Annotated in this window: 23 protein-coding genes; 18 read left to right on the top strand and 5 right to left on the bottom strand. The window is 40.4% G+C overall.

Translation table 11 applies throughout. The features are described 5' to 3' along the window. Positions 1-167: 167 nt before the first annotated feature. On the bottom strand, positions 168-1,550 hold the full coding sequence (gene gdhA, locus ACDZ29_RS10235; RefSeq protein ID WP_289327165.1) for an NADP-specific glutamate dehydrogenase: 1,383 nt from the start codon (positions 1,548-1,550) through the stop codon (positions 168-170). A 153-nt stretch (positions 1,551-1,703) separates the two neighbouring features. Here gdhA and ACDZ29_RS10230 point away from each other — a divergent pair, with 153 nt between their 5' ends. The 3 genes from ACDZ29_RS10230 to ACDZ29_RS10220 all read left to right on the top strand — a co-directional run bounded on the left by ACDZ29_RS10230 (position 1,704) and on the right by ACDZ29_RS10220 (position 5,306). Next, entirely contained in the window at positions 1,704-2,609 is a 906-nt protein-coding gene (locus ACDZ29_RS10230) for a LysR family transcriptional regulator (RefSeq protein ID WP_375090791.1), read from the top strand. Positions 2,610-3,005: 396 nt separating this feature from the next. Beyond that, positions 3,006-3,998: a PTS transporter subunit IIC gene (locus tag ACDZ29_RS10225; RefSeq protein ID WP_289327418.1), complete on the top strand. Its 993-nt coding sequence runs from the start codon at positions 3,006-3,008 to the stop codon at positions 3,996-3,998. 108 nt (positions 3,999-4,106) lie between these two features. Then, on the top strand, positions 4,107-5,306 hold the full coding sequence (locus ACDZ29_RS10220) for a class I SAM-dependent rRNA methyltransferase (protein WP_289327163.1): 1,200 nt from the start codon (positions 4,107-4,109) through the stop codon (positions 5,304-5,306). Between the two features lie 83 nt (positions 5,307-5,389). Here the strand turns inward: ACDZ29_RS10220 and ACDZ29_RS10215 are convergent, their stop codons facing one another. Both ACDZ29_RS10215 and ACDZ29_RS10210 read right to left on the bottom strand, forming a co-directional pair. Further along, complete coding sequence (locus tag ACDZ29_RS10215; protein WP_375090790.1) at positions 5,390-6,061, bottom strand: lysoplasmalogenase; 672 nt, start codon at positions 6,059-6,061, stop codon at positions 5,390-5,392. A 136-nt stretch (positions 6,062-6,197) separates the two neighbouring features. Then, positions 6,198-7,460 (bottom strand): dicarboxylate/amino acid:cation symporter, encoded by a 1,263-nt coding sequence (locus tag ACDZ29_RS10210; protein ID WP_289314186.1) that lies wholly within the window; start codon positions 7,458-7,460, stop codon positions 6,198-6,200. Positions 7,461-7,626: 166 nt separating this feature from the next. Here ACDZ29_RS10210 and ACDZ29_RS10205 point away from each other — a divergent pair, with 166 nt between their 5' ends. The 8 genes from ACDZ29_RS10205 to ACDZ29_RS10170 all read left to right on the top strand — a co-directional run bounded on the left by ACDZ29_RS10205 (position 7,627) and on the right by ACDZ29_RS10170 (position 17,441). After that, positions 7,627-8,436, top strand: a complete 810-nt coding sequence (locus tag ACDZ29_RS10205) for an alpha/beta fold hydrolase (RefSeq protein WP_289327161.1) — start codon at positions 7,627-7,629, stop codon at positions 8,434-8,436. A gap of 246 nt (positions 8,437-8,682) precedes the next feature. Continuing rightward, entirely contained in the window at positions 8,683-10,095 is a 1,413-nt protein-coding gene (gene uxaC / locus ACDZ29_RS10200; RefSeq protein WP_375090789.1) for a glucuronate isomerase, read from the top strand. Between the two features lie 120 nt (positions 10,096-10,215). After that, a complete protein-coding gene (locus tag ACDZ29_RS10195; protein WP_375090788.1) occupies positions 10,216-11,595 on the top strand; it encodes a glycoside-pentoside-hexuronide (GPH):cation symporter in 1,380 nt (459 codons plus the stop codon). A 166-nt stretch (positions 11,596-11,761) separates the two neighbouring features. Next, entirely contained in the window at positions 11,762-12,763 is a 1,002-nt protein-coding gene (locus ACDZ29_RS10190; RefSeq protein WP_289327158.1) for a LacI family DNA-binding transcriptional regulator, read from the top strand. Positions 12,764-12,872: 109 nt separating this feature from the next. Then, positions 12,873-14,342, top strand: a complete 1,470-nt coding sequence (locus ACDZ29_RS10185; RefSeq protein ID WP_375090787.1) for a tagaturonate reductase — start codon at positions 12,873-12,875, stop codon at positions 14,340-14,342. A 14-nt stretch (positions 14,343-14,356) separates the two neighbouring features. After that, entirely contained in the window at positions 14,357-15,850 is a 1,494-nt protein-coding gene (locus ACDZ29_RS10180) for a UxaA family hydrolase (protein WP_375090786.1), read from the top strand. A gap of 369 nt (positions 15,851-16,219) precedes the next feature. Next, positions 16,220-16,975 carry a threonine/serine exporter family protein gene (locus ACDZ29_RS10175; RefSeq protein WP_375090785.1) on the top strand — a complete coding sequence of 252 codons (756 nt, stop codon included), beginning with the start codon at positions 16,220-16,222 and terminating at the stop codon, positions 16,973-16,975. A 16-nt stretch (positions 16,976-16,991) separates the two neighbouring features. After that, positions 16,992-17,441: a threonine/serine exporter family protein gene (locus ACDZ29_RS10170; RefSeq protein ID WP_370016918.1), complete on the top strand. Its 450-nt coding sequence runs from the start codon at positions 16,992-16,994 to the stop codon at positions 17,439-17,441. 120 nt (positions 17,442-17,561) lie between these two features. Here ACDZ29_RS10170 and ACDZ29_RS10165 read toward each other — a convergent pair whose 3' ends face one another. Both ACDZ29_RS10165 and ACDZ29_RS10160 read right to left on the bottom strand, forming a co-directional pair. After that, positions 17,562-19,100: a cation acetate symporter gene (locus ACDZ29_RS10165; protein ID WP_289327153.1), complete on the bottom strand. Its 1,539-nt coding sequence runs from the start codon at positions 19,098-19,100 to the stop codon at positions 17,562-17,564. Positions 19,101-19,113: 13 nt separating this feature from the next. After that, positions 19,114-19,434: a DUF485 domain-containing protein gene (locus tag ACDZ29_RS10160; RefSeq protein WP_370017128.1), complete on the bottom strand. Its 321-nt coding sequence runs from the start codon at positions 19,432-19,434 to the stop codon at positions 19,114-19,116. Positions 19,435-19,735: 301 nt separating this feature from the next. Here ACDZ29_RS10160 and ACDZ29_RS10155 point away from each other — a divergent pair, with 301 nt between their 5' ends. The 7 genes from ACDZ29_RS10155 to ACDZ29_RS10125 all read left to right on the top strand — a co-directional run bounded on the left by ACDZ29_RS10155 (position 19,736) and on the right by ACDZ29_RS10125 (position 26,600). Further along, positions 19,736-20,704: an efflux RND transporter periplasmic adaptor subunit gene (locus ACDZ29_RS10155; protein WP_289327152.1), complete on the top strand. Its 969-nt coding sequence runs from the start codon at positions 19,736-19,738 to the stop codon at positions 20,702-20,704. A gap of 1 nt (position 20,705) precedes the next feature. Further along, the gene (locus ACDZ29_RS10150; RefSeq protein WP_289327151.1) at positions 20,706-21,446 is read left to right on the top strand and encodes an ABC transporter ATP-binding protein; all 741 of its coding nucleotides are present in this window, start codon (positions 20,706-20,708) and stop codon (positions 21,444-21,446) included. Then, positions 21,373-22,563: an ABC transporter permease gene (locus tag ACDZ29_RS10145; RefSeq protein WP_375090784.1), complete on the top strand. Its 1,191-nt coding sequence runs from the start codon at positions 21,373-21,375 to the stop codon at positions 22,561-22,563. The genes ACDZ29_RS10150 and ACDZ29_RS10145 overlap by 74 nt, the downstream gene beginning before the upstream one ends. Positions 22,564-22,671: 108 nt before the next feature. After that, positions 22,672-23,343, top strand: coding sequence for a response regulator transcription factor (locus ACDZ29_RS10140; RefSeq protein ID WP_289327150.1), 672 nt, complete (start codon positions 22,672-22,674; stop codon positions 23,341-23,343). Positions 23,344-23,353: 10 nt separating this feature from the next. Further along, a complete protein-coding gene (locus ACDZ29_RS10135) occupies positions 23,354-24,592 on the top strand; it encodes a sensor histidine kinase (protein ID WP_375090783.1) in 1,239 nt (412 codons plus the stop codon). A gap of 102 nt (positions 24,593-24,694) precedes the next feature. Continuing rightward, entirely contained in the window at positions 24,695-25,150 is a 456-nt protein-coding gene (locus tag ACDZ29_RS10130; protein WP_375090782.1) for a hypothetical protein, read from the top strand. A gap of 265 nt (positions 25,151-25,415) precedes the next feature. Beyond that, positions 25,416-26,600 (top strand): NupC/NupG family nucleoside CNT transporter, encoded by a 1,185-nt coding sequence (locus tag ACDZ29_RS10125; protein ID WP_289314197.1) that lies wholly within the window; start codon positions 25,416-25,418, stop codon positions 26,598-26,600. Positions 26,601-26,640: the final 40 nt, after the last annotated feature.

Raw genomic sequence — 26,640 nt, 5'->3', positions numbered from 1 at the left:
ACTCTTTTTTTTATAGTAAGAAAGAAATGTTTTAATCTCATTGATGTTATCTGAGTGTGGATATTCAGCTTGAATTGAGATGAATAAGAGGGTAAAAAAAAGTGAGATCACTCTTTTACAAAAGTAAGGCGGCCCCTGTCGGAACCGCCTCCTAAATCAACCGATTGCTAGAGTATACCTTGAGTCAGCATTGCATCCGCCACTTTAAGGAATCCGGCAATATTGGCCCCAATAACTAAGTTACCAGGCTCACCATATGCTTCTGCAGCTTCTACACTGTTTTTATAGATGTTTTTCATGATTTGATGCAGCTTGGCATCGACATCTTCAAAAGTCCAAGGCATTCTTGCGCTGTTTTGGGCCATTTCGAGTGCAGACACGGCTACGCCGCCTGCATTGGCCGCTTTTGCTGGTCCAAAAAGGATGCCATTATTAATGAATACTTCAATGGCCTCAAGGGTTGAAGGCATATTAGCACCCTCACCGACTGCCTTCACATTATTTTTGATCAGTAATTTTGCTGCTTCTTCATCGATTTCATTTTGTGTGGCACAAGGAAGTGCGATGTCGCATGGTACAGACCAAATGCCGTAGCTTCCTTCATGGTATACAGCTTCCGGGTGTGCATCGACATATTCGCTCAATCGTTTTCGTTCCACTTCTTTTAAACGTCTGACTGTATCCAGGTTCAAACCGTTTTCATCATATATGTAGCCATTGGAGTCGCTGCAAGCAACAACTTTAGCTCCCAATTGTGTAGCTTTCTCAATGGCATGAATCGATACATTGCCAGATCCGGAAATAACGACAGTGCTGCCACGGAATTGTAACCCTTTGTCATTAAGCATCTCCTCGACGAAGTAAACCGTTCCATATCCAGTTGCTTCTGTACGGGCCAAGCTTCCGCCATAACTTATTCCTTTACCAGTTAAAACACCGGCATGGTAGCTGCCTTGAATCTTTTTATATTGACCGAACAGGTAACCGATCTCCCTTGCACCGACTCCGATATCACCAGCTGGTACGTCTGTATCAGGGCCGATATAGCGAGATAGTTCCGACATGAAGCTTTGGCAAAAACGCATGATTTCCGCGTCCGATTTTCCTTTTGGATCGAAGTCTGAACCGCCTTTTCCCCCACCAATCGGCTGGCCTGTAAGAGAATTTTTAAAGATTTGCTCGAAACCAAGAAACTTTATGATGCTGGAATTAACAGTGGGATGGAATCGAAGACCGCCTTTGAATGGCCCGATTGCACTATTGAATTGTACACGAAAACCACGGTTGACTTGAACATTTCCCAGGTCATCAACCCAAGAGACTCGGAAGGTGATCATTCTTTCGGGCTCAACCAGCCTTTCCAATATCCCGCTTTTCATATAATTTGGATGTTTTGCAAAAACGGGGACCAATGAAAGGAATATCTCCTTTACGGCTTGATGGAACTCACTTTCGTGAGGATTACGCTCCTTTACCTGTGCGTATACTTGACTTACGAACTCTCTAGCAACTTGTAAATCCTCATGCTCGACTTCTTGTGAAGTGGTCATTGTTCTCTCTCCTTTAGTAAAGTCAAAAAATATTAATTAGGGTAAGCTTATCGGTTTTATATAATACTTTCATGATATAATTTAAAAGTGAAATAAACAATCTGAATATTAGATAAATAACATGCTGTTTTGATATGAAAGAGGGAGCTTAGATTGGAATTAAGGCAAATCGAATATTTCATTGAAGTGGCAAAGCGTGAACATATGACGGAAGCAGCAGTGGACTTGCATGTTGCCCAGTCTGCTGTCAGTCGCCAAATTTATAATTTAGAAGAAGAATTGGGCGTGCCCCTATTTATTCGGGAAGGCCGAAAGATTAGATTGACGCCTATTGGATATACATTTTTAGCCCATATGGAACAAGCTATGGATATAATCAATCGTGCTAAGCGTGAGATGGCTGAAAGTCTGGATCCAGAAAAAGGGACAATCCGCATTGGCTTTCCCAGCAGTTTAGCTTCTTATATATTGCCAAGGGTCATTTCCGACTTCAGGGAAAGTTATCCGCTGGCGAAATTCACATTGAAACAAGGTTCATATCGCTACCTGATAGATTCGGTGATAAAAGGTAACATAAACATGGCCTTGATTGGCCCCCTGCCGGTGAATGAAAAGAAAATCAAAGGAGAAACGCTATTTATTGAGAACTTAGTTGCCCTTTTACCAGAAAGCCATCCTTTGGCCTTGAAGAAGTCATTATCATTAAATGAGCTTCAAGGAAACCCGTTCATCGTATATCCAAAGGGCTATGTTTTAAGGGATCTCGTTATGAACGCATGCAGACTGCATGGTTTCGAACCGGAAGTGGCATTTGAAGGAAAAGATACTGATGCTATAAAAGGCCTGGTGGCAGCAGGTCTGGGTATAACCTTGATTCCTGAGATTTCCTTGATTGATAGCTTGCCTCGCTTTACGGTTAAATTGCCGCTGGAGGATCCATCTGTAACCAGGGCTGTAGGGGTCATCGTTCCGACTGATAGGGAACTGATGCCAACGGAGAAATTGTTTTACCAATATTTAAAGGATACTTTTGTAAAATTGGAAGGGTTTCAAAAATAGGATGGGTATCTATTAGAATAGTCATAAATCCAGCTAGTGAGAGAATCCTTAATCGGGTTCTTTTTTTGTCCCAAATGTATCGAAAAATCTCCATGTAGCACCTCCTTAAAAGGGATATTTTATTTTGAAATAATACAATCCTAGTTTTTATTGGATGAAAATGCGTTAAACTCATATTTATGAAAACGCTTTTATTTTATTAGTATAAAAATACTACTTACATTATCAGAAAATTCATGTTATTATACGGGCAGACATTATACGTAGCGGTGATATACTTGATAGGCTTTTAAATTAAAGATATTTATTTTTTTTTGATTTTTTTGAAATTGAATATTCTGATAATTAATAAGGAGTGGAGATAAAGTGAGCAGGAAAGAATACATCAGTAATAGAATGTACAAGGCATCAACAGGGATAGCCAATGCAGTTTTGGTTACATTAGGGATCGGGTTATTGTTTGAATCCATAGGAGGATATTTAGGTTGGGAGGTCTTCCTGGCAATAGGCGGTGCCGCAAAGGTCTTGCTAGCCCCAGCTTTAGGAGCAGGAATCGCTTATCAGCTAGGAGGAAATTCATTAATTATCTTTAGCGCCATGGCTTCAAGTGCAGTTGGCGGTGCCGCCATTAACAGAACTGCTGAGGGTGCCTTCACGATTGTTACAGGACAGCCACTAAGTGCTGTATTGGCAGCTGTAATTGCAACATATGTAGGTAAGCGCATAATTGGCAAAACAAAGTTGGACATCATGGCCATCCCAATGGGAGCAGTTCTTGTCGGTGGAGTTTCGGGATATGGCCTGGCTCTTGTCACCACTCCGCTCCTAACATGGATAAGCAGTCAAACCACCGCTGCGGTCGAGGGTTCTCCCTTAATCGGGTCCATGGTCATAGCCTTGGTATGGAGCATTTTATTGATGACACCAGCGTCTTCCGCTGCACTGGCAATCGCCTTGCAATTAGATCCCGTGTCCAGTGCGGCAGCCCTGATCGGATGTACCGTTCAGTTTGTTGGGTTCACTGTCATGTCTTATAAAGATAATGATATGGGTGGGTTCCTTGCCCAAATGGTCGTTACGCCAAAAGTTCAATTTCCTAACTTAATCAAAAAACCATTATATGTCGTCCCGCCTTTTGTAGCGGCAATCATTTGTGCCCCAATCGCTACCTTGGCATTCGATTTTCAAGTACCGTATGAACTTGGAGGCATGGGGTTAAGTTCAATGATTGCCCCGATTGCCATCATAACTGGTCAAGGGCTGTACACGTTCTTGGTTTATGTGGCAGTGGGTATGGTATTGCCAGCTGTAATCACACTTGCCTTACATCGGGTATTGAAGATGATGGGCAAAGTTAAGCCAGGCGATCTCCATTTAGAAGTATCATGATCAAGTTTTCGGGAAACCAGCCTGGTTAAGGAACCAGGCTGGTTTTTATTTATAAAGGGATTAGGGTAAAATGGGAAGGTAAGCATTTGCATAGATAGGATGATATATATGGGAAATGAAATAGATATAAAAGTGAAAGCTAAGTTCGTGAGTAAAATCGGCAAGGGTTTTCCCTTGATTGTTAAAGAGTCGATAGCCAACCTTAATGACCTTCAGGAAGAGGGATCTTTAGTGCGGTTGGTGGATGAAAACAACCGTTTTCTAGCAAAAGGATATTATGGTAAACAGAACAAGGGCTATGGCTGGGTATTGACCCGAAGAGAAAATGAAAAGATCGATCAAACCTTCTTTAACGGCAAAATCCAGGCAGCATATGAATTCCGAAAGTCTTTTTTTGAAGATACAGAGACTACGGCTTTCCGCTTGTTTAATGGGGAAGGTGATGGAATTGGCGGTTTAATCATTGATCATTATGATGGTCACTATGTGATTAGCTGGTATAGCAAAGGGATATATTCCTTTAAAGACTACATCATTAAGGCATTGCAGGATACGGTTGAAGTCAAATCGATTTATCAGAAGAAACGCTTTGATACAAAGGGGCAATACGTGGATGAAGACGATTTTGTCATGGGTGAACAACCGGAATTTCCGCTTCTTGTAAAGGAGAATGGAGTAAATTTCGCTGTTTACCTGAATGATGGGGCAATGGTCGGTGTCTTCCTTGATCAACGCGATGTCAGAAGGAAAATCCGGGATGAATACGCAAAAGGGAAAACCGTCTTGAATATGTTCTCCTACACTGGGGCATTTTCCGTGTTTGCCGCTTTAGGCGGTGCTGTTAAAACAACTAGTGTCGACCTGGCGAATCGCAGCTTACCAAAGACGATCGAACAGTTCAGTGTAAATGGAATAGATCCTGAAGCTCAAAATATCGTGGTGATGGATGTATTTAAGTATTTTAAATATGCAGTGAAGAAGGCTTTGAAATTTGAAATGGTCATCCTCGATCCACCCAGCTTTGCCAAATCGAAGAAGTTTACTTTCAGCGCCGGAAAAGACTATACGAATCTATTGAAGGATACCATATCCATTACGGAAGACAATGGGGTCATTATCGCATCAACTAATTGCAGTACGTTCGACATGAAAAAGTTCAAGAGCTTCATTGATATTGCCTTCAAGGAAATGAACGGAAAATACGAGCTCATGGAAGAATTCTCATTGCCGGCTGATTTTAAAACAAGTACGGAATATAAGGAAGGGAACTATTTAAAAGTAGTCTTCATTAAGAAAATTAAAGGATAAAAAAAGGCGTCCACAGTTCAAGCAGAGCTGTGAATGCCTTTTTTCATGAAATTGTTTCATGTGGAACGTACGATTATTCGGATTCACTTGATAGGCAGTTCTCTTTTCGAACCTTTCGATAAATGGAAAGAAGGACTCATGCGAATGCTTCTAGCCATGAAAAACTGAGCTGTATAGTAGGTAAGCATGATCAGTGGATCTGAAAAGGCAACATCTTCGATAAATTTGTTCCAAGATAATATGGAGTCGGAAATCACGAACAGAACCCCGCCGATGATTGCGGCTGCATTTCCGGTCATAAAAGCCGCCCAACCCATGAGGGAGATGACCGTTACATAACAGATTACAGGGATGATGAGGCTATTTTCACCTTTCTCAATTAAAGCAAGTACAATTTCACGACCAATCCAAGTGGAGTAAATAATAATTGGAAGAATCGTCGCAAATCGAAGCCAAGAAAAGGTCCATAGCTTAAAGAATGCCGAAATATAGAAAAGGTGGCCGATCAAGAAGGCGGAAAGCCCGATGACGAACCAGATTAACAAACCATCACCAAGCATGCAAAAAAATAAACCAAGAAGTATTAAGGATTGGTAACGATCATGCGTTCCCCCTGTTGTGCATGCATAAAGCAAAATCAATAACATGGGAATGACCTTGAACATGATTTTTATGGTTAAAGGCTCCTCCGGTATAAAAAAAATATATAATAGTCCCGTGAAAAGGATGGCAGTCGGTAACCATTTCATTAGCATTTAATTCCCTCCTTCAATCTTTAATTCTATGTAAAGGGAAGGAACACCTTGTCAATTAAAGAACTGTTTGAAAGAAAGACGTGAAAATTAAAAAACTGACTCCTGGTTAACCAGGAGTCAGTTTGATGTTATAGAATCATACGGCTTCTTTAACGAATGCTTGTTTTAGCCAGTTTTTACCCTCAACAAGCCTTGTGACAAGCATGGCACAAACCGTGTTTCCTGTTGAGTTAAGCAGTGTAGCGGGAGCATCGATGATGGTGGATATAACGGCAATGATCGGCAGGACTTCAACAGGAAAGCCGAATACACTAAGGATGAGCATTTCCCCAATCATACCGCCTCCAGGAATGGCACCCATAACAGCTCCAACCAAAAAGGCAACGGCAAGTATACTTAAAATGCTTGAAATGCTTGTCATATCCTTTCCAAATAAGCTGAATAGGAAAACGATTTTCAATACCCCGCCGAATACAGAACCATCTTTATGAGTGTTGGCTCCGAGTGGGATGACAGTCTCCGCTATATCCTTTGGCACGCCCATTTTCTTGACCGATTCCAGATTGACTGGAATTGACGCGGCACTGGAACAAGTGGCAATGGCTGTAATGGATGGTGTCAGCGCATTTTTCCAAAATAGTTTAACTCCATCTTTCCCACCTGCGATAAAGGCATACAAAGTGAAGAAGCCGAAATAATAAATTAAGGCTAAGACTAGATAAAGAATGAAAGTGCGAGCATACCCTTCTAAAATCTGCGGCCCAAGCTGGCCGATAATCGCCGCAAAATAAGCACCAAGTCCAATTGGAGCATAGTACATGACGATTTTGACGACTTTCATCATGACAGCTGTACCCGCTGTCAAAAACTCGGTAATCGGTTTTGCTTTCTCACCGACCAGTGCAGTGGAAAGTCCGATTAGAACAGAGAAAACGATAAGTTGAAGCATATTGCTTCTGGAGAACAGTTCTGGAAAATCGGACACGGTTACTGTGTTGACCAATTGACTGAAGAAAGGAACTTCCTCAATGGTCTCTTCAGAGGAACTGTTTTCCATCAGTTCTTTAATGGCTGTCGTATCTGTGCCTTCCAATGGATTGATGATGGTTGTCCCAATAAATCCAATGACGGCAGCTAAAGCGGCTGTAGTCAGGAAAACGACGACGATACTGCCCATGATTTTCCCGAGACGCTTCATTCCGCTCATATTGGCAATCGCTGAAGCAATGCTGAAAAATACCAATGGTACGATGATCGTGAACATCAGATTTAGGAATAAGTCCCCTAGCGGCTGTATGACCGAGGTTTTCTCCCCGAAAACGACGCCCGCTATCCCACCGATAATAATGGCAGTGAGTAGTATTAAAGAGGAACGATAGTTTTTGATAAAGCTCTTCATGAAAATTCCGTCCTTTCAGGATGAATATATCAATAAAAATATACTTCATTATCAACTCTAAAATGAGGTTTGACAATATTTTTTTATAGGAAGGAATGTTAAAAGATGAAACGCAATAAATAATAATAGGGAATGGATTGTGAAAATACCATGAAGGAGGGATGGAATGGCATATATTGAGGTGGAAGAAGGCGTTCGGTTGTTTTATGAAGAAAAGGGCCAGGGAAGACCAATTATTTTTATCCATGGTGTATGGATGAGCAGCCGGTTCTTTAGAAGGCAGCTTCCGTCCTTCTCAGAAAAATATAGAACGATCTTACTTGATTTAAGAAGCCATGGCCAGTCAAATCATGTTCATTACGGAAATACGGTCTCCGTTTATGCAAAAGATCTTCATGCGTTCATTGCTAAACTGGGATTAAAGGATGTCATACTCGTAGGCTGGTCCATGGGGGCTTTTGTCGTTTGGGATTATCTGAAGCAATTCGGTGAAGGAAATATTCATTCAACTGTGATTGTGGATGAATTGGCCTCTGATTTTAAGTGGCCCGATTTTAACATTGGTGCATTTGATATGGACACATTGATTGCCTTCATGACTGAAATTCAAACGAATCGTTCCCCATTTTTACAAAGTTTCCTTGCCTCCATGTTTAAAAATGAATTATCTGTAGCGGATGCAAGCTGGATGCTTAAGGAAGTGACCAAAATGCCGGAATCCATTGCTAGTGCCATTCTATTTGACCAATCGATTGTTGACTATCGTGAATTCTTGCCAAAAATTAATATTCCCACACTTCTCTGTTTTGGAAGGCATGAAAAAGTGATTCCTGTAGCTGCAGGGGAGCATTTGCATAAAAACATTCCGCATTCCCAACTTGTAATCTTTGAAGATAGTTGCCATTGTCCATTTATGGAAGAAAGCGATTTGTTTAATGAAACCGTTGATTGCTTTATTCGAAAATTAAAAGGGTAAATAGAAAAAGTAAGAAAGGACATGGCAGTAATGCATGTCTTTTCTTGTTTTACAACAACTTTGTTCTGAAATAAAAAAATATTGTAATTTTAGTGAATAGTCAGTAAAATGAATCTATTATTGTTAACGTTAACATAAAACAAATTAAACTTCTATAAACTATTCATGTGTAAAAATGTTAACGATAACATTATTGAGTTTATGACGTTTTATAGCAAATACAAACGAAAAGAAAGTGGTGAAATGATGAAAAAATTTATGGGAGAAGACTTTTTATTAACAAATGAAACTGCGGTGCATATTTACCAAAATTACGCAAAGGATATGCCGATTATTGACTATCATTGCCATTTAAGTCCTCAAGAAATTTATGAAAATAAGACATTCAAAAATATTACTGAAGCATGGTTATATGGGGACCATTATAAATGGCGGGTAATGCGGGCAAATGGTATCTCAGAGGATTATATTACAGGGCAGGCTGATGATTATGACAAGTTTGTAGCATGGGCGAAAACGGTACCAATGACAATTGGAAATCCCTTGTATAATTGGACTCACTTAGAATTACAACGTTTTTTCGATGTATATGATATTTTAAATGAAGAAACGGCCTCTACCATTTGGGAAAAAGTTAATAATTTGTTAAATGGCAGGGGTTTTGGTGCAAGGGATTTAATCTTGAAGTCGAATGTAAAAGTGATCTGTACGACGGATGATCCAGTCGATTCGCTTAAGTACCACAAGCTGCTGATGGAAGATCATGATTTTAATGTAAGCGTTTTACCGAGCTTCCGGCCAGATAAAGCTTTAGAAATTAATCGTAATGGTTATCTCGAGTGGGTAAGTAAATTGGAGCAGGCAGCAGATAAAAAAATTGTAGACTACGATGACTTCCTTAATGCCTTGGAGTCAAGAATCCACTTTTTCCATTCAATTGGAGGCAGGGTATCCGATCATGCTTTGGATGTAATGGTTTACGAAGAAGCGACTAAAGAAGAGATTGCCGAAATATTCTCGAAAAGAATGCAAGGCGTCGAAGTCTCTCAAGAAGATGAGAAGAAATACAAAACATATACACTTAATTTTTTTGGCGGCATATATGCCAAGTTAGGTTGGACGATGCAATTCCATATAAATGCCCTGCGCAATAATAATTCAAAAATGTATAATCGGCTAGGTCCGGACACCGGTTATGATTCAATGAATGATGATGGAATAGCTAAGCCGCTTGTGAAAATATTGGATGCAATGGACAAAGAAGATGCTCTACCAAAGACGATTCTATATTCATTAAATCCAAATGATAATCATGTCATTGCCAGCATTATTAATAGTTTTCAAGATGGAAAGAAACCAGGGAAAATTCAGTTTGGAACCGCATGGTGGTTCAATGATAATAAGGATGGCATGCTAGAACAAATGAAAGCATTAGCGAATGTAGGACTCTTTAGTCGATTTCTTGGTATGCTGACGGATTCAAGAAGCTTTCTCTCATATACAAGGCATGAGTACTTCAGAAGGCTTGTATGCCAACTAGTAGGAGAATGGGTTGAAAATGGAGAGATTCCAAATGATATGGATTTATTAGGAAATATTGTGCAAGGAATTTCATATTATAATGCGAAAAATTACTTTGAATTTGATATAAAAGAATAAATTCAGCTCTCTATTCTTCCTTCTCCCTAGGTGGAATGGAGGGTTCTGTTGAAAGGTATATCAGTATAAGTATAACTTAGTTTAACTTTGGAACAAAATGTAGATTATCAGGAGGATAATATGAGTACAGTCCTTGCTCAAGAAAAAGATCCGATAGAAGTGAAAAAAGAGAAATTGAGTTTGAAAGAGAAGATATCTTATGGTTTTGGTGATTTTGGAAACGGTTTCATGTTCGATCTCGGTCAACTTTACCTGCTTAAGTTTCTTACTGATATTGCTGGTATACCTGCAGCAGCGGCAGGTACAATTTTCTTGGTCAGTAAACTTTTTGCAGCCATTATGGATCCGATTGTTGGCTCCTCAATAGATTATCGTAAGAACATCGGTAAGCACGGTAAGTTCAAACCATATTTAATTATTGGAAGTTTAGTATTAGCTATATTTACTGTGCTACTGTTTATTTCACCTGAGATATCAATTACAGGAAAACTTATATATGCCTATGCTTTATATATGATTTGGGGCATTGCTTATTCCTTTACCAATATTCCTTATGGTTCACTTGGAGCCGCAATGACACAAAATGCTGAAGATCGGACTTCCCTTGCGACTTTCAGGCAAATAGGTTCATTGGGAGCTTTGTTGATCACTAGTGTCATTGTTATGCCATTGATTGTGAAATTTGAAAATCCTAAAGTAGGTTACCCGGTTGTAATGGGAATAATGTGTATTGTCGGAATCATTGGTTTCTATATTTGTTATCGAAATACAAAAGAAAGAGTTTTGGTTAAAGAGGCGCCAAGAGAAAAATTATCTTTTAAATCTATTGTTAAAACATTTGTAACAAATAAGCCCTTATTAACACTGGTACTGATGACGATTTTTTCAATCTCAGCTTATAATATCAAGTCAGCATTATTAATCTATTTTGCACAATATAATTTAGGTAACGTAACCCTAGTGGCTAATATGAGTTTTGTCATTATCGGTTCCTCTTTCATAGGGGTTATCCTAATGCCTAAACTTGTCAAGAAATTCGGAAAAAAGCATACGGCGATGCTAGGATTCGCTATTTGCATTGTTGCTGATTTAATTAATTTCTTTATTCCAACCAATATCTATTCATTTACAATTTTATCTGCAATTGCTTTCATCGGGATCAGTATTCCAAATGGCATAACATGGGCACTTGTATCCGATATCATTGATTATGGTGAGTGGGTTTCAGGAGAGCGTAAAGAGGCAACGACATATTCACTGTTCAATTTTTCAAGGAAATTAGCTCAGTCTTTAGCCGGCTTTCTTTCAGGACTTGGGTTAAGTTTAATTGGTTATGTACCCAATGTGGCTCAAACAGCAGGGACCCTGCTTGGGATCAAGGGCCTACTAACCCTTTACCCCGCAATTGCGCTGACAATAGCCATGCTGATAATTGGAATTTTGTATAAATTAACAGACGAGAAACATGCAGAAATCATTCAAAAACTTGAAACCAGGTAATAGGGATATAAAATGAAAGGTGCAGTTTTGGCAAAGAACCATTTTGCAGATTGCAGGTCCTTACCGTCTCATGGATTTTCTATTAGGGGGATTGCAATCTGGAATTGCCAGATAAACATGGTATGCTAGTAGAAAGTATACTTTGTGATTTTAAAGGATGAGTGGAATGGTGACGATAAAAGATATTGCTAAGATAGCGAATGTATCTCATACGACAGTATCAAGGGCCTTGAATAATAGTCCTTTGATTAAAGAGGATACAAGGAAGAAAATACTGGATCTAGCCTCTCAGCTAAATTATACCCCAAATTATAATGCTAAAAGCTTGGTAATGAAGAAATCACACACAATCGGATTGTTTTTTACAAGCATCTCAAATGGTACATCACCCAGCTTCTTTACAGATACAATCAAGGGAGTCAACAGTGTCATTAATGAGAATTTCAATTTATTTGTACGCGGTATAGATGATTATGAGGATTTTTCAGCTATTAATAGTGGTAGGTTCGATGGGATTATTTTGATGAGCCAAAGTGATGTGGATAATGTTTTTATCTATTATGTATTGGAAAAAAAGATACCTCTTGTCGTGTTAAATAGACAAGTTGATGAAAAGAAACTGATTAATATTTTATCAAATGATTCAGAGGGATCCTATCAAGCGATTGAACATTTGATTCAAAATGGTCATCAGAATATCGCGATTATTGAAGGTAAAGAAGGATTTAAATCGACTAAAAAGCGGAAAGATGGCTTTATAAAGGCATTGATTGATTACGAAATCCCAATCAAAAGTGAATATGCTGTCAAAGGGAATTATGATATGCATAGTGGGTACCAGGCTATGGAAAAATTGCTTACCGTCAAGACGCCACCGACTGCTGTCTTCTGTTCCAATGACGATATGGCCATAGGGGCGATGAATGCTGTTTTCGCATATGGTTTGAAGGTTCCAGAGGATATATCCATTATTGGATTTGACGATATTGGATTTGCCCAATATACAACTCCGCGGTTAACAACTGTAAAAAGACCCATCGAGCAGATAAGTATAAAGGGGGCAGAGAACTTATTATCTCTAATTGGAAACCCTGGGAAACACGGGAAGCGAATTTTTGTGAATACAGAATTAAAGGTGCGAGATTCTGTGAAAAAATTGAAGTCATAAAAAATATGCCCATTTATTTTGAATATAACTAATAAATGGGCAGTAAAATAAGTCTTATTTTTTTTAAAATAAAATGTTCACGTGTGCATTTGAGGAGGAGGAATGTTTAATGGAAAAAATAAGTAAGAAAATCAGTGGGGAGCATCCCTTATACCAGGAAAAAATCCTTCAATTTGGAGAGGGGAATTTCTTAAGGGCATTTGTTGATTGGCAAATTGATGTACTGAATAAAAAAACTGATTTCAAAGGCAGTGTAGTGGTTGTCCAGCCAAGAGGTTCTGAAAAAATTGAGCGTTTGAACGAACAAGATGGATTATTCACTTTATATTTGCAAGGGATTAAAGAGGGAAAAGCTGTTAATGAGCATATGATTGTCAATTCGATAAGCAGAGGCATTGATCTAGTTAAGGACTATGATAAATATGTGGATTTAGCAGGTAGTGAAGAGCTAAGGTTTATTATCTCAAATGCGACGGAAGCAGGAGTTTACTTAGAAACGACTGACAGATTGGAAGACCGTCCTCAAAAAAGTTTTCCAGGTAAATTAACCGCTTTTTTATTTCACCGCTTCCAAGCATTTAAGGGGGATTACCAAAAAGGCTGTATTATCATCCCGTGTGAATTAATAGAAGAGAACGGAGCTAAGCTTAGAGACATTGTTCTTCAGTTTGCTAGTATTTGGAATCTTGGGGAAGCGTTTGTCGAGTGGATTCTCCACGCCAATACATTCTGCAACAGTTTAGTTGATCGAATCGTACCTGGTTTTCCAAAAGATACGATAGATGAAATCACAGCAGAGTTAGGGTATCAAGATGATTTATTAGTAGTAGGTGAACAATACCATCAGTGGGTCATCGAGGGTCCTCAGTGGATCAAAACGGAATTTCCAATCGATCAAGTGGGTCTAAATACCTTTTTTGTCGATGACTTAACACCATATCGCGTACAGAAAGTGCGAATTCTGAATGGTGTCCATACAGCGATGACCCCTGTTGCCTATCTATCAGGAGTGGAAACAGTGGCAGAGGCGATGGAAGATGATACTACTGGACAATTTATAAAAGAATTGACTTTTGAAGAAATCATACCGACGCTTAACATGCCGACTGAAGAATTGAGAGCCTTTGCAAATGATGTTCTTAACCGTTTTAAAAACCCTTATATTAAGCATTATTTATTGAGCATTAGCTTGAATTCCTTATCAAAATTTAAAACAAGGAATCTCCCGGCATTACTCGATTATGTGGAAAAGAAACAAGAGTTGCCCCGTCGAATGGTTTTTTCCTTGAGTGCTTTACTCATTTTTTATAAAGGTAAAAGGGGAGAAGAAATGATTCCGCTTGAGGATGATTCAAGTGTTCTTGAATTATTTAAGGCGTCGTGGAAATCGGTGGCTGAGGATACCATGAAAGTCGAGGAGCTTGTCGAGACGATTCTTGGGAACCAAGATATTTGGGGGATGGATTTGAATGGAATAAGCGGACTTACGAAATTGGTGGCAGAATATGTACATCAAATTGAAGAGTCAGGTATTAAACCTTCGTTGGAAGCAATGATGAAGGAACAATCCGTAAAATAGGGAGGTCCTTTATCATGAAGGATATTTTTCAAATACATGAAAATGACAATATAGCATTAGCCTTAAGAAAATTATCAAAAGATGAACGCTTCATTATAAATGGAACAGAATTAGTGATAAAGGAAGAGGTTGAAAGAGGACATAAAGTGGCATTAAAAAATCTTCAAAAAGATGATCATGTAATTAAGTACGGTTTTCCAATTGGTCATGTTTTGCAAGAGGTGGAAATTGGCGAGTGGGTCCATACGCATAATACAATAACCAATTTATCAGGTACTCAGGAATATAGCTATGAACGGAAGCTTATAGATAATCCTTTCCATGATGAAAATTTAACATTTAAAGGATATAAAAGGGGAAATGGATCCGTGGGAATCAGAAATGAGCTCTGGATTGTTCCCACGGTAGGATGCGTTAATGGCATTGCCGAGAAAATCATCAAAAGATTTGAAAAAGAGGTAGGGAATATTACACCTTTTGATAATATGCTTGTCTTTAAACACAATTATGGCTGCTCGCAATTAGGGGATGACCATGAAAATACAAAGCAAATCCTGTTGAATGCAGTGAACCATCCAAATGCGTCAGGCGTTCTCGTACTGGGGCTGGGATGTGAAAATAATGAAATGGTCAAATTCAAAGAAGATCTGGGAAATGTGGATGAAAACCGAATTAAATTTCTTGTATCACAAGACGTGACGGACGAAATAGAGGCTGGAGTAAAGTTAATTAAAGAAATCCATGCCTATGTTCAGGGTGATAAAAGGGAAGACGTTCCATTATCGGAATTGAAAATAGGCTTAAAATGTGGGGGTTCGGATGGATTCTCAGGAATAACGGCTAACCCCCTTTTAGGTAGGTTTTCAGATTTTCTGATAGCACAAGGTGGAACGACCGTCTTAACAGAAGTACCTGAAATGTTCGGGGCGGAAACCATCTTAATGGAACGAGCGAAGAACGAGGATATCTTCCATAAAATTGTTGCCGTAATCAATGATTTTAAAGAGTACTTTTTAAAGTTCGACCAGCCAGTCTATGAAAATCCTTCCCCTGGAAATAAAAAAGGGGGTATTACAACGCTTGAAGATAAATCTTTGGGGTGCACACAAAAGGCGGGATCATCTCCAATTGTCGATGTATTGAAGTATGGGGAAGTGCTGAAAGCGAAGGGCTTAAACCTACTGAGTGCCCCAGGAAATGACTTGATTGCTTCTTCAGCACTCGCTGCCACTGGCTGTCAGATGGTATTATTCACCACTGGACGAGGAACACCGTTTGGGACATTCGTTCCTACGATGAAGGTGTCCACCAATACATCATTATATAAATCTAAACCACATTGGATTGATTTTAATGCAGGTATCTTGTTGGATGATGACATTTCCTCTGAATACATTTTACGGAAATTTATTAATTATATCATTCAGATAGCTAATGGCGAATTTGTAAACAATGAGAAAAATGACTTTAGGGAACTCGCTATTTTTAAAACAGGTGTTACCCTTTAGTATATATTTCAGTTCGTAAAAATCTGGTGAAATGGATAAAGGATGATAAAGTAAGCAAAACACTAACGAGATGATGAAGAAAGGATGCGGGCGGGTAGTGCCCCGCATTCTTTTTTTATTGTAGTAACAACACTCATTAATAGTTTCCCACTGGTTTTTTTCTGCTTTCTAAGAGGTTTCAGCAAGAAATAAAGGGAATACTGGTACTAAGGACGTCAGCACTGCAATTAGATGGTGTTAATAATTTAAATAGGTAATATTTTTATATCCTTTTCACAGGAATTGGGCTATTATGAGGTGGATTTAAACTGGTAAGATCGTTATCTGTTATTGAGAGAAACGCATGCAGAAAGTGATGGAGAGGATAAAATGGATGATCAGTTACCATACAATGAAATTATAGATGTATGTTTGCTTGCGGGAAAAATCATGCTTCAGAACGGAGCGGAAACTTCGCGGGTAGAAGATACGATGGTGAGAATTGCTGCAGCTTTTGGATGCGGTGACTCACACAGTTTTTCAACCCCTACAGGAATCATTTTTTCGCTGGATGGTATGCACCCAGCTTCAAAATTGATTCGAGTTTCCCAACGATCTACAGATTTACATAAGGTAACGCTTGTTAACAGTATATCCCGAAGCATTTCCAGCAAGGAAATGACACCGGAGGAAGCTTATTTACGATTAAAACAAATCGAAAAGGCTGGGATGGGGTATCCCATGTGGGGTCAGATTTTTGCAGCTTTTATAGCGAGCGGCTGTTTTTTAATCATGTTCCAAGGACAGTGGAATGATTTCATCTGGTCCTGTATAGCTGGGGGAATGGGATTCTCCTGCCTGCTTTATTTGCACAGGTTACTGGAAGTTCGTTTTTTTGCTGAATTTATTGCCTCTTTGGTTGTGGGTTTAGTAGCTATGTTCTTTGTCCAGATTGGTGTTGGAGGTCATTTGGATACGATAATCATTGGAGCGGTGATGCCCCTTGTGCCAGGTCTGTTAATTACGAATGCAGCCAGGGATTTAATTGCAGGCCATTTAGTTTCGGGTCTATCTAAGGGTGCGGATGCAGGTTTGACTGCTTTAGCCATTGGGGCAGGAATATCTGCAGCGTTTGTTTTCTTATGATTTTAGGGGAGGAAGAATGATGTTTGCACAGCTTATTACAAGTTTCATTGCCTCAGCCGCCTTTGGAGTCATCTTCAATGTACCGAAAAATTCATTGTTTCAATGTGGTTTCGTGGGGATGTTAGGGTGGCTTCTATATTATTCTTTGGTTGAAAATGAGATAAACAGCATCATTGCAACATTAGCGTCTGCATTCATCGTTGCGGTCATCAGCCAGTATTTTGCTAAAAGGTATAAAACGCCAATCACGATTTTCAATGTATCGGGAATCATCCCCCTCGTGCCTGGAGGTTTGTCGTATGATGCGATGAAGCATTTTGTCGGAAATGATTTTTATGTCGCCGTTCAATTGGCCGCCAAGGTCTTCATGCTGGCTGGTGCCATTGCGATGGGGCTGATCTTTGCAGAAGTCATGAACCAGTTAGTAACTAAATACAATAGAAGGAAGTTAAGGTTGAGAAGTTAGGGTAAAGGAATCCAATTAATCTTCCTGATAATATGTTTCTAAATAAAGAGAAAGGAGAGCAGGCGGAATACCTGGATCTCCTTTCTCTTTTTTATATTTTAAAATAATAAGTAATCTAGCTTATATAGGATCTTTCATTCCAGTGTTAGCTGTAACCAATATTTCATCGAATTTTTTGGCATCAGCTTTCTTGCTTGACAGCAGAGTTCCGACGATGGCTGCGATAAAGCCAATCGGGATCGAGACGATGCCTGGATTGGCAAGCGGGAATAATGGTTCCCCAACGAATATTGCCGCTCCCTCTATCGGTGACCAGACATTGGGACTTAGGAACACAAGCAATAAAGAACTGACCAGTCCAACTATCATGCCCGTAACAGCCCCGGCTGTGTTAAAACGTTTCCAGAATACCGTGAAGATGATGATGGGCAGATTGGCACTGGCAGCGACGGCAAAGGCAAGTGAAACAAGGAAGGCGACATTCATGTTTTGGGCAAATAAAGCAAGGATGATGGAGAGAATGGATACTCCGATGGATGCCCAACGGGCTGCAACGACTTGTTCTTTGTCAGTGGCCTGACCTTTACGGATGATGTGGCCATAAAAGTCATGGGCAAAAGCAGAAGCTGCCGATAGAACGAGACCTGCTACAACCGCTAAAATGGTTGCGAAAGCAACTGCAGAAACAAAGGCGAACAGGAAGTCACCTCCAATGGCTTCGGCAAGCAGCGGAGCGGCCATATTGCCGGCAGCATTCGCGGCTATGATTTTGTCATATCCAACAAAAGCTGCCGCTCCAAAGCCCAGGAAAATGGTCATTATATAAAAGATGCCAATGATCCAAGTGGCATATACTACGGACTTGCGGGCTGTGATGGCGTCTTTTACTGTAAAGAAACGTATGAGAATGTGAGGAAGTCCAGCTGTACCGAGTACCAGCGCCAAATTAAGGGATAAAGTATCCAAAGGATCCTTGAATTTGTTACCTGGGTTGAGGAAATCCCCGCCTAAAGGGGTGGCTGTTTTCATCTGCTTGAACATCTCGATCACGCTAAAGTCGAATTTCGCCAACACGATAATGGAGATGATGAATGTACCTGCCATCAATAAAACGGCTTTTACGATTTGGACCCAACTGGTGGCCGTCATACCGCCAAATACGACATAGACGGTCATTAAAATACCAACAATGATGACGGAGTATAGATAATCAATTCCAAGTAAGAGTTTTATAAGGGCACCTGCACCGACCAGTTGGGCAATCATATAAAAGGTTGAAATGGAAATGGTGTTAAGGGCGGCGACCCCGCGTACCTTCTTTTCATTGAAGCGGGCAGCGATCATGTCCGCCAGTGTATATTTACCAAGGTTACGGAGCGGTTCGGCCACGATATAGAGAACGACCAGATATGCAACCAGAAAACCTATGCTATAGAAAAAACCATCAAATCCAGAGAGTGCGACCATGCCGGCTATCCCCAAAAATGAGGCTGCGGACATATAATCACCCGCAATGGCCCAGCCATTCTGCCAGCCAGTCAGGCTGCTATCCGCCGTATAAAAGTCCGCGGTCGTTTTAGTGCGCCGTGAAGCAAAATAGGTAATGACCAATGTTAGCCCGACGATGATTAGAAATAATATGAAAGCAAGTATATTCATGGTAAATTCACCTTTATCCTTTCGCTTCTTTAACGATTTTTTCTACTAATTGGTCAAATTTCGCAGCTTTTTTGGAATAGAGGATGCATAATGTCCAGGTCATGATAAATTGAGCGAAGGCAAAAACCCATGCCCAGCTGATTGCCCCGAAAGCATAGGAGTTAAGGACTTTAGAATAGGAAGTTAGTATGGGTAAGGTGAAATAAAAGACCATGAAAAAGATGGATAGTGGGACGATGAAATTGCGTTTTTTCCTTAGGAGTTCTTGAAATGATTGTGATTGAACAATCTTGGTGTAGTCAGTGGAAGCGCTTACCTCGGTTTCCTTTGCGATTGAATCGTTTGATGCCAAGTTGGTTCCCCCTTCATCTCTATTAATTTGGTTTTCATTACCAATTTTTCTGATAACAGTATCAGTATATATTTTTCAGAATATATTGTAAATTTAAATGCTAAAATTAACTCTTTTTTCGTTCGACATAGTTTTAATCATTACTTGAGAGAAATGGGTACAAGCAAAAATAAAGGCTGGCTTGAACGAACGTCAAGGAAATCAAACCGGCTGCCATTAAGGAAAAGTTAAGCTTCTTTCACGATACTGGTTTCAACGAAGGAAATCTGAAAGGAGAAAGATGATGAAAAAGTTGATATTGATAGGTACGGTTTTAGTGCTGGCGATCGGGGGATGCGTTTGGTTTTTCATGAAGGATAATGCTGAGCCTGTAATTGCAAAGTCGGTGACGGCTACGGTAGAAAAGGGAGATCTTGAAGTTCAAATAAGCGGTTCCGGATCGGTCGCCGCAATCAATAGTGAGGACATCACTTCCTCGGTAACGGATGAAGTGGATGAAGTCCTTGTAGCGAAGAATGAGTTGGTTGAGAAAGGTGATGAACTCATTACCTTCACGGATGGAAGTGATCCGATAACGGCCCCATTCGATGGTACCGTGACAACATTGGATGTAGAAGAAGGGGATCGTGTATCAAGCAGTGAAGTGGTGGCACATGTTACGGATTATAAAAAATTGAAAACCACGATCAGTGTTGATGAATTGGATGTTCCAAGTGTTAAAAAAGGACAAAAAGTTGAAATTAAAGCCAGTGCTTTTGAAGATGAAACGTTCACGGGTGAAGTGACGAGTGTAGCAAAGGAAGGTACATATGAGAATGGTGTTTCTTCATTCGATGTCACTATCAAGATTGACAAACCTGGCGATATAAAAATTGGGATGTCGACTGAAGTGAGCATTGTGACGAATAGTGTAAAAGATGTTTTATATGTTCCGATTGAAGCAGTCCAAATGGACGGTGAAGAGAAATATGTGAATATACAACAATCCGGTGCAACTGAAGGGGCTACCAGTACAAAGGCAACGGTTGAGACTGGGATCAGTAACGATAGGTATATTGAAATAACTTCAGGCCTTGAAGAGGGTCAGTATGTTTCCTTGCCCATTACCATCAATGAAAGTTCCACTGGCAGTGGCGGCGATGGAATGAGGGGAGGCCAAGGTGGCGAAATACGAATGCAGAGTGGCAGCGGAATGCCGAGCGGCGGGATGCTAAACGGTGGCGGAATGCCAAGTGGCAAGGGAGGTCAGTAATATGGCGAACCCCATCATAAAAATAAACAACATGTCCAAATCGTATGAATTAGGCGGCGAAACGGTTAAGGCTCTTCAAGATGTCTGTCTTACAATCGATAAAGGTGATTTCATTTCCATCATCGGACCTTCCGGATCAGGGAAATCGACCTTCATGAATATGATTGGCTGCCTTGACAAGCCTGACATGGGTGAATATCTTCTTGATGGAAAAGAAGTGGAAAAGATGAAGGATAATGAGTTAGCTGCCATTCGAAACATCAAAATAGGATTCATCTTTCAAAATTTCAACCTATTGGCAAAACTGACAGCGTTGGAGAATGTCGAACTTCCCCTGGTTTATAGAGGGGCAAGTTTGAAGGAAAGAAGAGAAGTGGCCAATGCGTGCCTTGATATGGTAGGACTGAGTGACCGGAAGAATCATTTGCCGACCCAACTTTCGGGTGGACAGCAGCAAAGGGTTGCGGTTGCAAGGGCACTTGCCGGTAATCCTCCCGTCTTATTGGCGGATGAGCCGACGGGTGCTCTTGATAGCAAAACGAGTAAAGAAGTGCTGCAAATGCTGAAAGAGTTGAATGAAAAGGGACAAACAATCATTCTTATAACCCATGACTTGGAAGTGGCAAAAGAAGCAACTCGTGTCGTTCGGATACAGGATGGTCAGCTATTTGAAAACGGAGGTGATTGGATTGAACCTGAGCGAATCAATGAAGATGGCTATACGCAGTATCAAAACCAATAAAGTCCGAGCATTTTTAACCATGCTTGGGATCATAATTGGAGTTGCCTCTGTAATCGTTCTGGTTTCGATTGGGCAGGGTTCCTCACAGTCCGTTCAGGATGAGATCAATAGCCTGGGAACGAACCTGATAACGGTAAGTGTCACGGATACCGACTCCGTGGAGTTGACGGATGACACAATTGAACAGTTTAAAGATCTGGGCGGGATATCGGAAGTTGCACCCGTGGTCACTGGCCGCGTTTATGCTAAAAACGGAGAAGCATCGGCACAGGTTTCAATGACCGGTGCAACTTCATCCTACTTATCAGTTAGGGATCTAGAGCTCAGTCAAGGCCGGTTTTTGACGGATATGGAAACGGAATTACGCTCCAAGGTCGTTGTCCTGGGATCGGATACAGCCAACACGCTTTTTGAAAATCAAAAAGCTGTGGACCAGAACGTTCTTATCGGCGGCGTTTCCTATCGAGTGATCGGAGTGCTGAAATCGGTAGGCACCTCAATGGGATCGAGCGGGGATGATGTAATCATTGCACCGATCACCACTGCCGAAAGGGCTACAGGCAGCACGACAATCGGAACGGTATATTTAAAAGCGGATAACGAGAATATCATTGATAGGGCGATGTACCAGGTACAAGGTACGATGACCACATCATTCCCAGATCAGAGTGATAACTATTCTGTGTCCAATCAAGAAGATCTGATGGATACAATGAGCTCTGTGTCGGATACGTTCACACTCATGCTTGGCGGTATTGCCAGTATTTCGTTACTAGTAGGCGGAATTGGAATCATGAATATCATGTTGGTTTCCGTCTCAGAGAGGACGAAGGAAATCGGGATCAGAAAAGCAATTGGGGCAAATCGGAAATCGATTCTTCTCCAGTTTTTAATTGAAGCGATGGTCTTGAGCTGCTTAGGGGGATTGCTGGGAGTTGGAATTGGATTGGGAATTGCAAAATTGATTTCAGTTTTTTCAAGTTTAACGATTAGTTATTCATGGTCGGTGACATTGTTTGCCTTCTTATTCTCCATTTTAATCGGGATAATCTTTGGCGTATTTCCTGCCAATAAGGCATCCAGGTTAAATCCAATCCAAGCACTGCGTCATGAATGAACATTCAATTTGAAAGAAAGCAGGCGATTAAAAGCCCGCTTTCTTTTGCATATGAAAAAGGATAAAATCAACATATATCACAATTGAGGCGGTTGGGAGGTACCCTACATGAAGGTTTTGGTGGTAGAAGATAATGTTTCATTATTAGAATCGATCCGACAAATTTTGACGGATGAATACGAAGTGGATACAGCGGATAATGGGGAAGATGGGCTATTCATGGCTCAGCAAAGTATATACGATATCATCATTTTGGATGTAATGCTTCCGGGAATCGATGGATTTGAAATCGTCCGGAAAATCAGGGAAGCAAGAATAGATACAAGTGTCTTGTTTTTGACGGCAAAAGATGCACTTGAGGATCGTGTCAGAGGATTGGAAATGGGTGGCGATGATTATTTAGTCAAGCCGTTCCAGGCACCGGAACTTAAGGCCAGGATTCGTGCCCTGCTTCGAAGGAGTGGCATTATATCGCTTGAGCAGCATGTGAAATACCGTGATATTGAACTGTTGGAAAAAGAAAAGGATATTTTGGTTGATGGAAAGGTCATTAAAATGACCTTGAAACAGTTTGAGTTACTGGAGTATTTAATTCAAAATAATGGAAAAATATTGACGCGTGAGCAGATTTTCGACCGCATTTGGGGGTTTGATTCAGATACGACGATTGCCATTGTGGAAGTGTTCATCCATCACCTTAGAAAAAAATTGGAACCTTTCAATTATCATAAAGATATTCAAACTGTTCGGGGTATTGGTTATATGCTAAAACAACCATAAGGGGATCATTATGTTCCAAAAAACACGGCTTCAACTAACATTATTGAATTCTATCGTCTTTATTGTCTTAATAGCCATCTTAAGCAGAACAATTTATTTCTATACGGAAAATCAGATCTATAAGGATGTCAATGATTCACTTAAAAAGGATTACAGGGACTTCAATAATGGAGGCATGCCAGGCGGACGTCCGCAAGGTGAATTTCTCTTAGGACCGGGACCGAGTGTCATCGTTTGGGGACCAGATGATACGATCATTGAGCCAAGACTGAGTGTAGACCATTTTTTTAAGGTCAATGAACAACAATTTTTCCCTGAAACTTTTGATGGGATTGAAGAAATATCGGTGAATGGATACACGTATCGGGCCCTTTCCACCAAGGTCGATACGGAGTATGGTGAGATGGCCGTACAATTCATCAGGAATGTGGATACAGAAAAAGAAATGCTCGATCGCTTGCTGCTCATATTGTTTGTTGGTGGAGGAATTGGAAGTCTAGTGGCGGTAGGGGCAGGCTATCTTCTAGCAGGACGGGCCCTTATACCAGTCAAGAAATCCTGGGATCAGCAGCAGCAGTTTGTCTCGGATGCTTCGCATGAAATTCGAACGCCGCTTGCTGTCATTCAATCGCGGGCTGATTTGCTATTTCAATCACCGAACGCGACAATCGAGGAAAAAGCCGTTGATATATCCATCATTTCGAAAGAAGTCCGCCGATTGAATAAGCTTGTTAACGGACTATTGACCTTAACCAGAACGGATTCGAATCAAATGGAGGTTAAGAAATCGAACTTTTTCCTTGATGACTTACTTATCGATATCGTGGAACAGTATACGGATATAGCTTCTTTTCAAGAGAAATCAATCATTAGCCATGCTCCCGAACAGGTGGTGTTTCATGGGGATAAAGAGAGAATTCATCAGCTATTGGTAATCTTGGTAGATAATGCCATGAAATTCACCGAGGAAGGCGGGGAGATTTCCCTATCCTGCATAAAGAATGCTTCATCCATCATTCTTACTGTAGAGGATAATGGAAAAGGCATTCCGCAGGAAGACCTCCCCTTGATTTTTAACCGTTTTTATCAAGTGGAGCAATCCCGTTCAGCAAATGAAGGCTCCGGTTTAGGTCTATCCATAGCCAAATGGATTGTAAACACACATCAAGGGACCATCAAGGTTACAAGTGAACAGAATGAACGCACCCGTTTTGAAATCACTTTTCCAAAAAATCAAAAGAAAAATTAATAAGCTAATAGACCCTTAATTTTTTCTTGTTGCTTAAGGAAAAATTAAGGGTCTTTTTAGATAATCCTTATGAGAATTAGATTTATTTTCGGAGGAGAATTCATGATGAATAGACTTGGTAAGTTACACTTTTTGGTTGGAATATTGGCTTCGGTCCTTTTGATGGCTCAAGCAGTCATCGGGATCATGATGTATGTGAATGGCAGCGGCAATGAACCCATGAATGGTCAAGCGATGATGGATCGGCCTGTTGACCGCAACACAACTGAATCTGATGCAACGGGAGAATCATCGAAGAGCAGTACTGCTGCAACCGATGATTCAACTGCGGAAACAACACCAAATGATACACAGAGCAGTATGGCGGACGGGCCTAATGGTTCTGGAACTCCGGGGGAGATGCCAAGTGGTGGCGGTTTCCAAGGCAGAGATTCTTTTGCAGGTAAATTCATCAATTTTTATCAAGGGGTAGGCGGGCTTGCTGCATCAATCATCATCTTTGTAATTGGAAGCACAGGATTGGTTACATCGATGATGTCCAGAAAAACAGCAGCCTAAAAAATCGATATTATTTTAGGAAAGAGAAGGTTCCTTTCGAAGGGGAGCCTTCTTTTTTAATTCACGAAACCCATTATTGTCACTAATTGTTATTTTAAAAAGGGAAATAATAATTGCACAAAAAAAAATATTAGTTTAATATAGACTTCTGGAGAGGTACGTACATGTATTTTGGATAAAAGAGAAAACGTTTGCATAAATTTTTTGAGGGTATCCTACTATTAATGCACGAACATTAAATTCACCCTTAGTGGAGGCAGAATATATGAAATTTCTGATTGCAATTTTAGGACTGCTTATTGTTTTTGGACTAGCTATCTTAGCCAGCAGTGACAGGAAGAAAGTTAAAATTAAACCGATCATCCTCATGGTGATCATGCAGCTTATTTTAACTTATCTATTATTAAATACGAAGTTCGGTTTAGTGATCATCAATTCGATTGCCGATGGGTTCGGAAAACTTTTAGAATGGGCAAATGAAGGGATCACCTTTGTATTTGGCGGGATTGTAAACGAAGGAGCATCGCCCTTCTTTTTAAATGTCCTTCTTCCTATCGTATTCATCTCGGCATTAATCGGGATTTTACAGCACTTCAAGATCCTTCCGTTCATCATGAAGTGGATTGGATTTTTGCTAAGTAAAGTGAATGGGATGGGTAAATTGGAATCTTACAATGCGGTAGCGTCAGCAATAGTGGGCCAATCCGAGGTTTTCATAACCTTGAAAAAACAACTTGGTGCCATTCCGCCATCTCGCATGTATACGCTTTGTGCGTCAGCCATGTCAACCGTATCGATGTCGATAGTCGGTGCTTATATGACGATGATTGAACCAAAGTATGTTGTGACGGCTATTGTTATTAACATGTTTGGTGGATTTATCATTGCATCCATTATCAATCCTTATACGGTAACGGATGAAGATGATATTCTCCCTATTGAAGAAGGGGCAGAGAAGCAGTCGTTTTTCGAAATGCTTGGGGAATATATCATGGATGGATTTAAGGTTGCTATCACTGTAGCCGCGATGTTAATTGGTTTCGTTGCATTAATTGCAGGAATCAACAGTGTATTCGACATGATCTTCGGCATCAGCTTCCAAGACATCTTGGGGTATATTTTTGCCCCGTTTGCCTTTATCATGGGGATACCAATTTCAGAAACAGTTACTGCAGGCGGAATCATGGCGACGAAGTTAGTAACAAATGAATTCGTTGCCATGCTGAGCTTAGGGGACGCATCAGCAGCCTTGAGCGATAGGACAATAGGGATCGTTTCAGTTTTCTTGGTTTCATTCGCTAATTTTTCATCTATTGGAATCATTGCAGGTGCAGTCAAAGGACTTCATGAAAAACAAGGAAATGTTGTGGCCCGTTTCGGCTTGAAGCTGCTATACGGTGCGACACTTGTCAGCATCCTATCAGCGATCATCGTAAGTGTGATACTTTAATTAACGGATCTAATATAAAAGAGGCACTTGGGTTTACTCC

This window comes from Peribacillus sp. RS7 (assembly GCF_041956845.1).
Lineage (GTDB): Bacteria > Bacillota > Bacilli > Bacillales > DSM-1321 > Peribacillus.
Note: the sequence above shows the minus strand (reverse complement) of the source record. Positions and strands in the feature narration are given on the sequence as shown.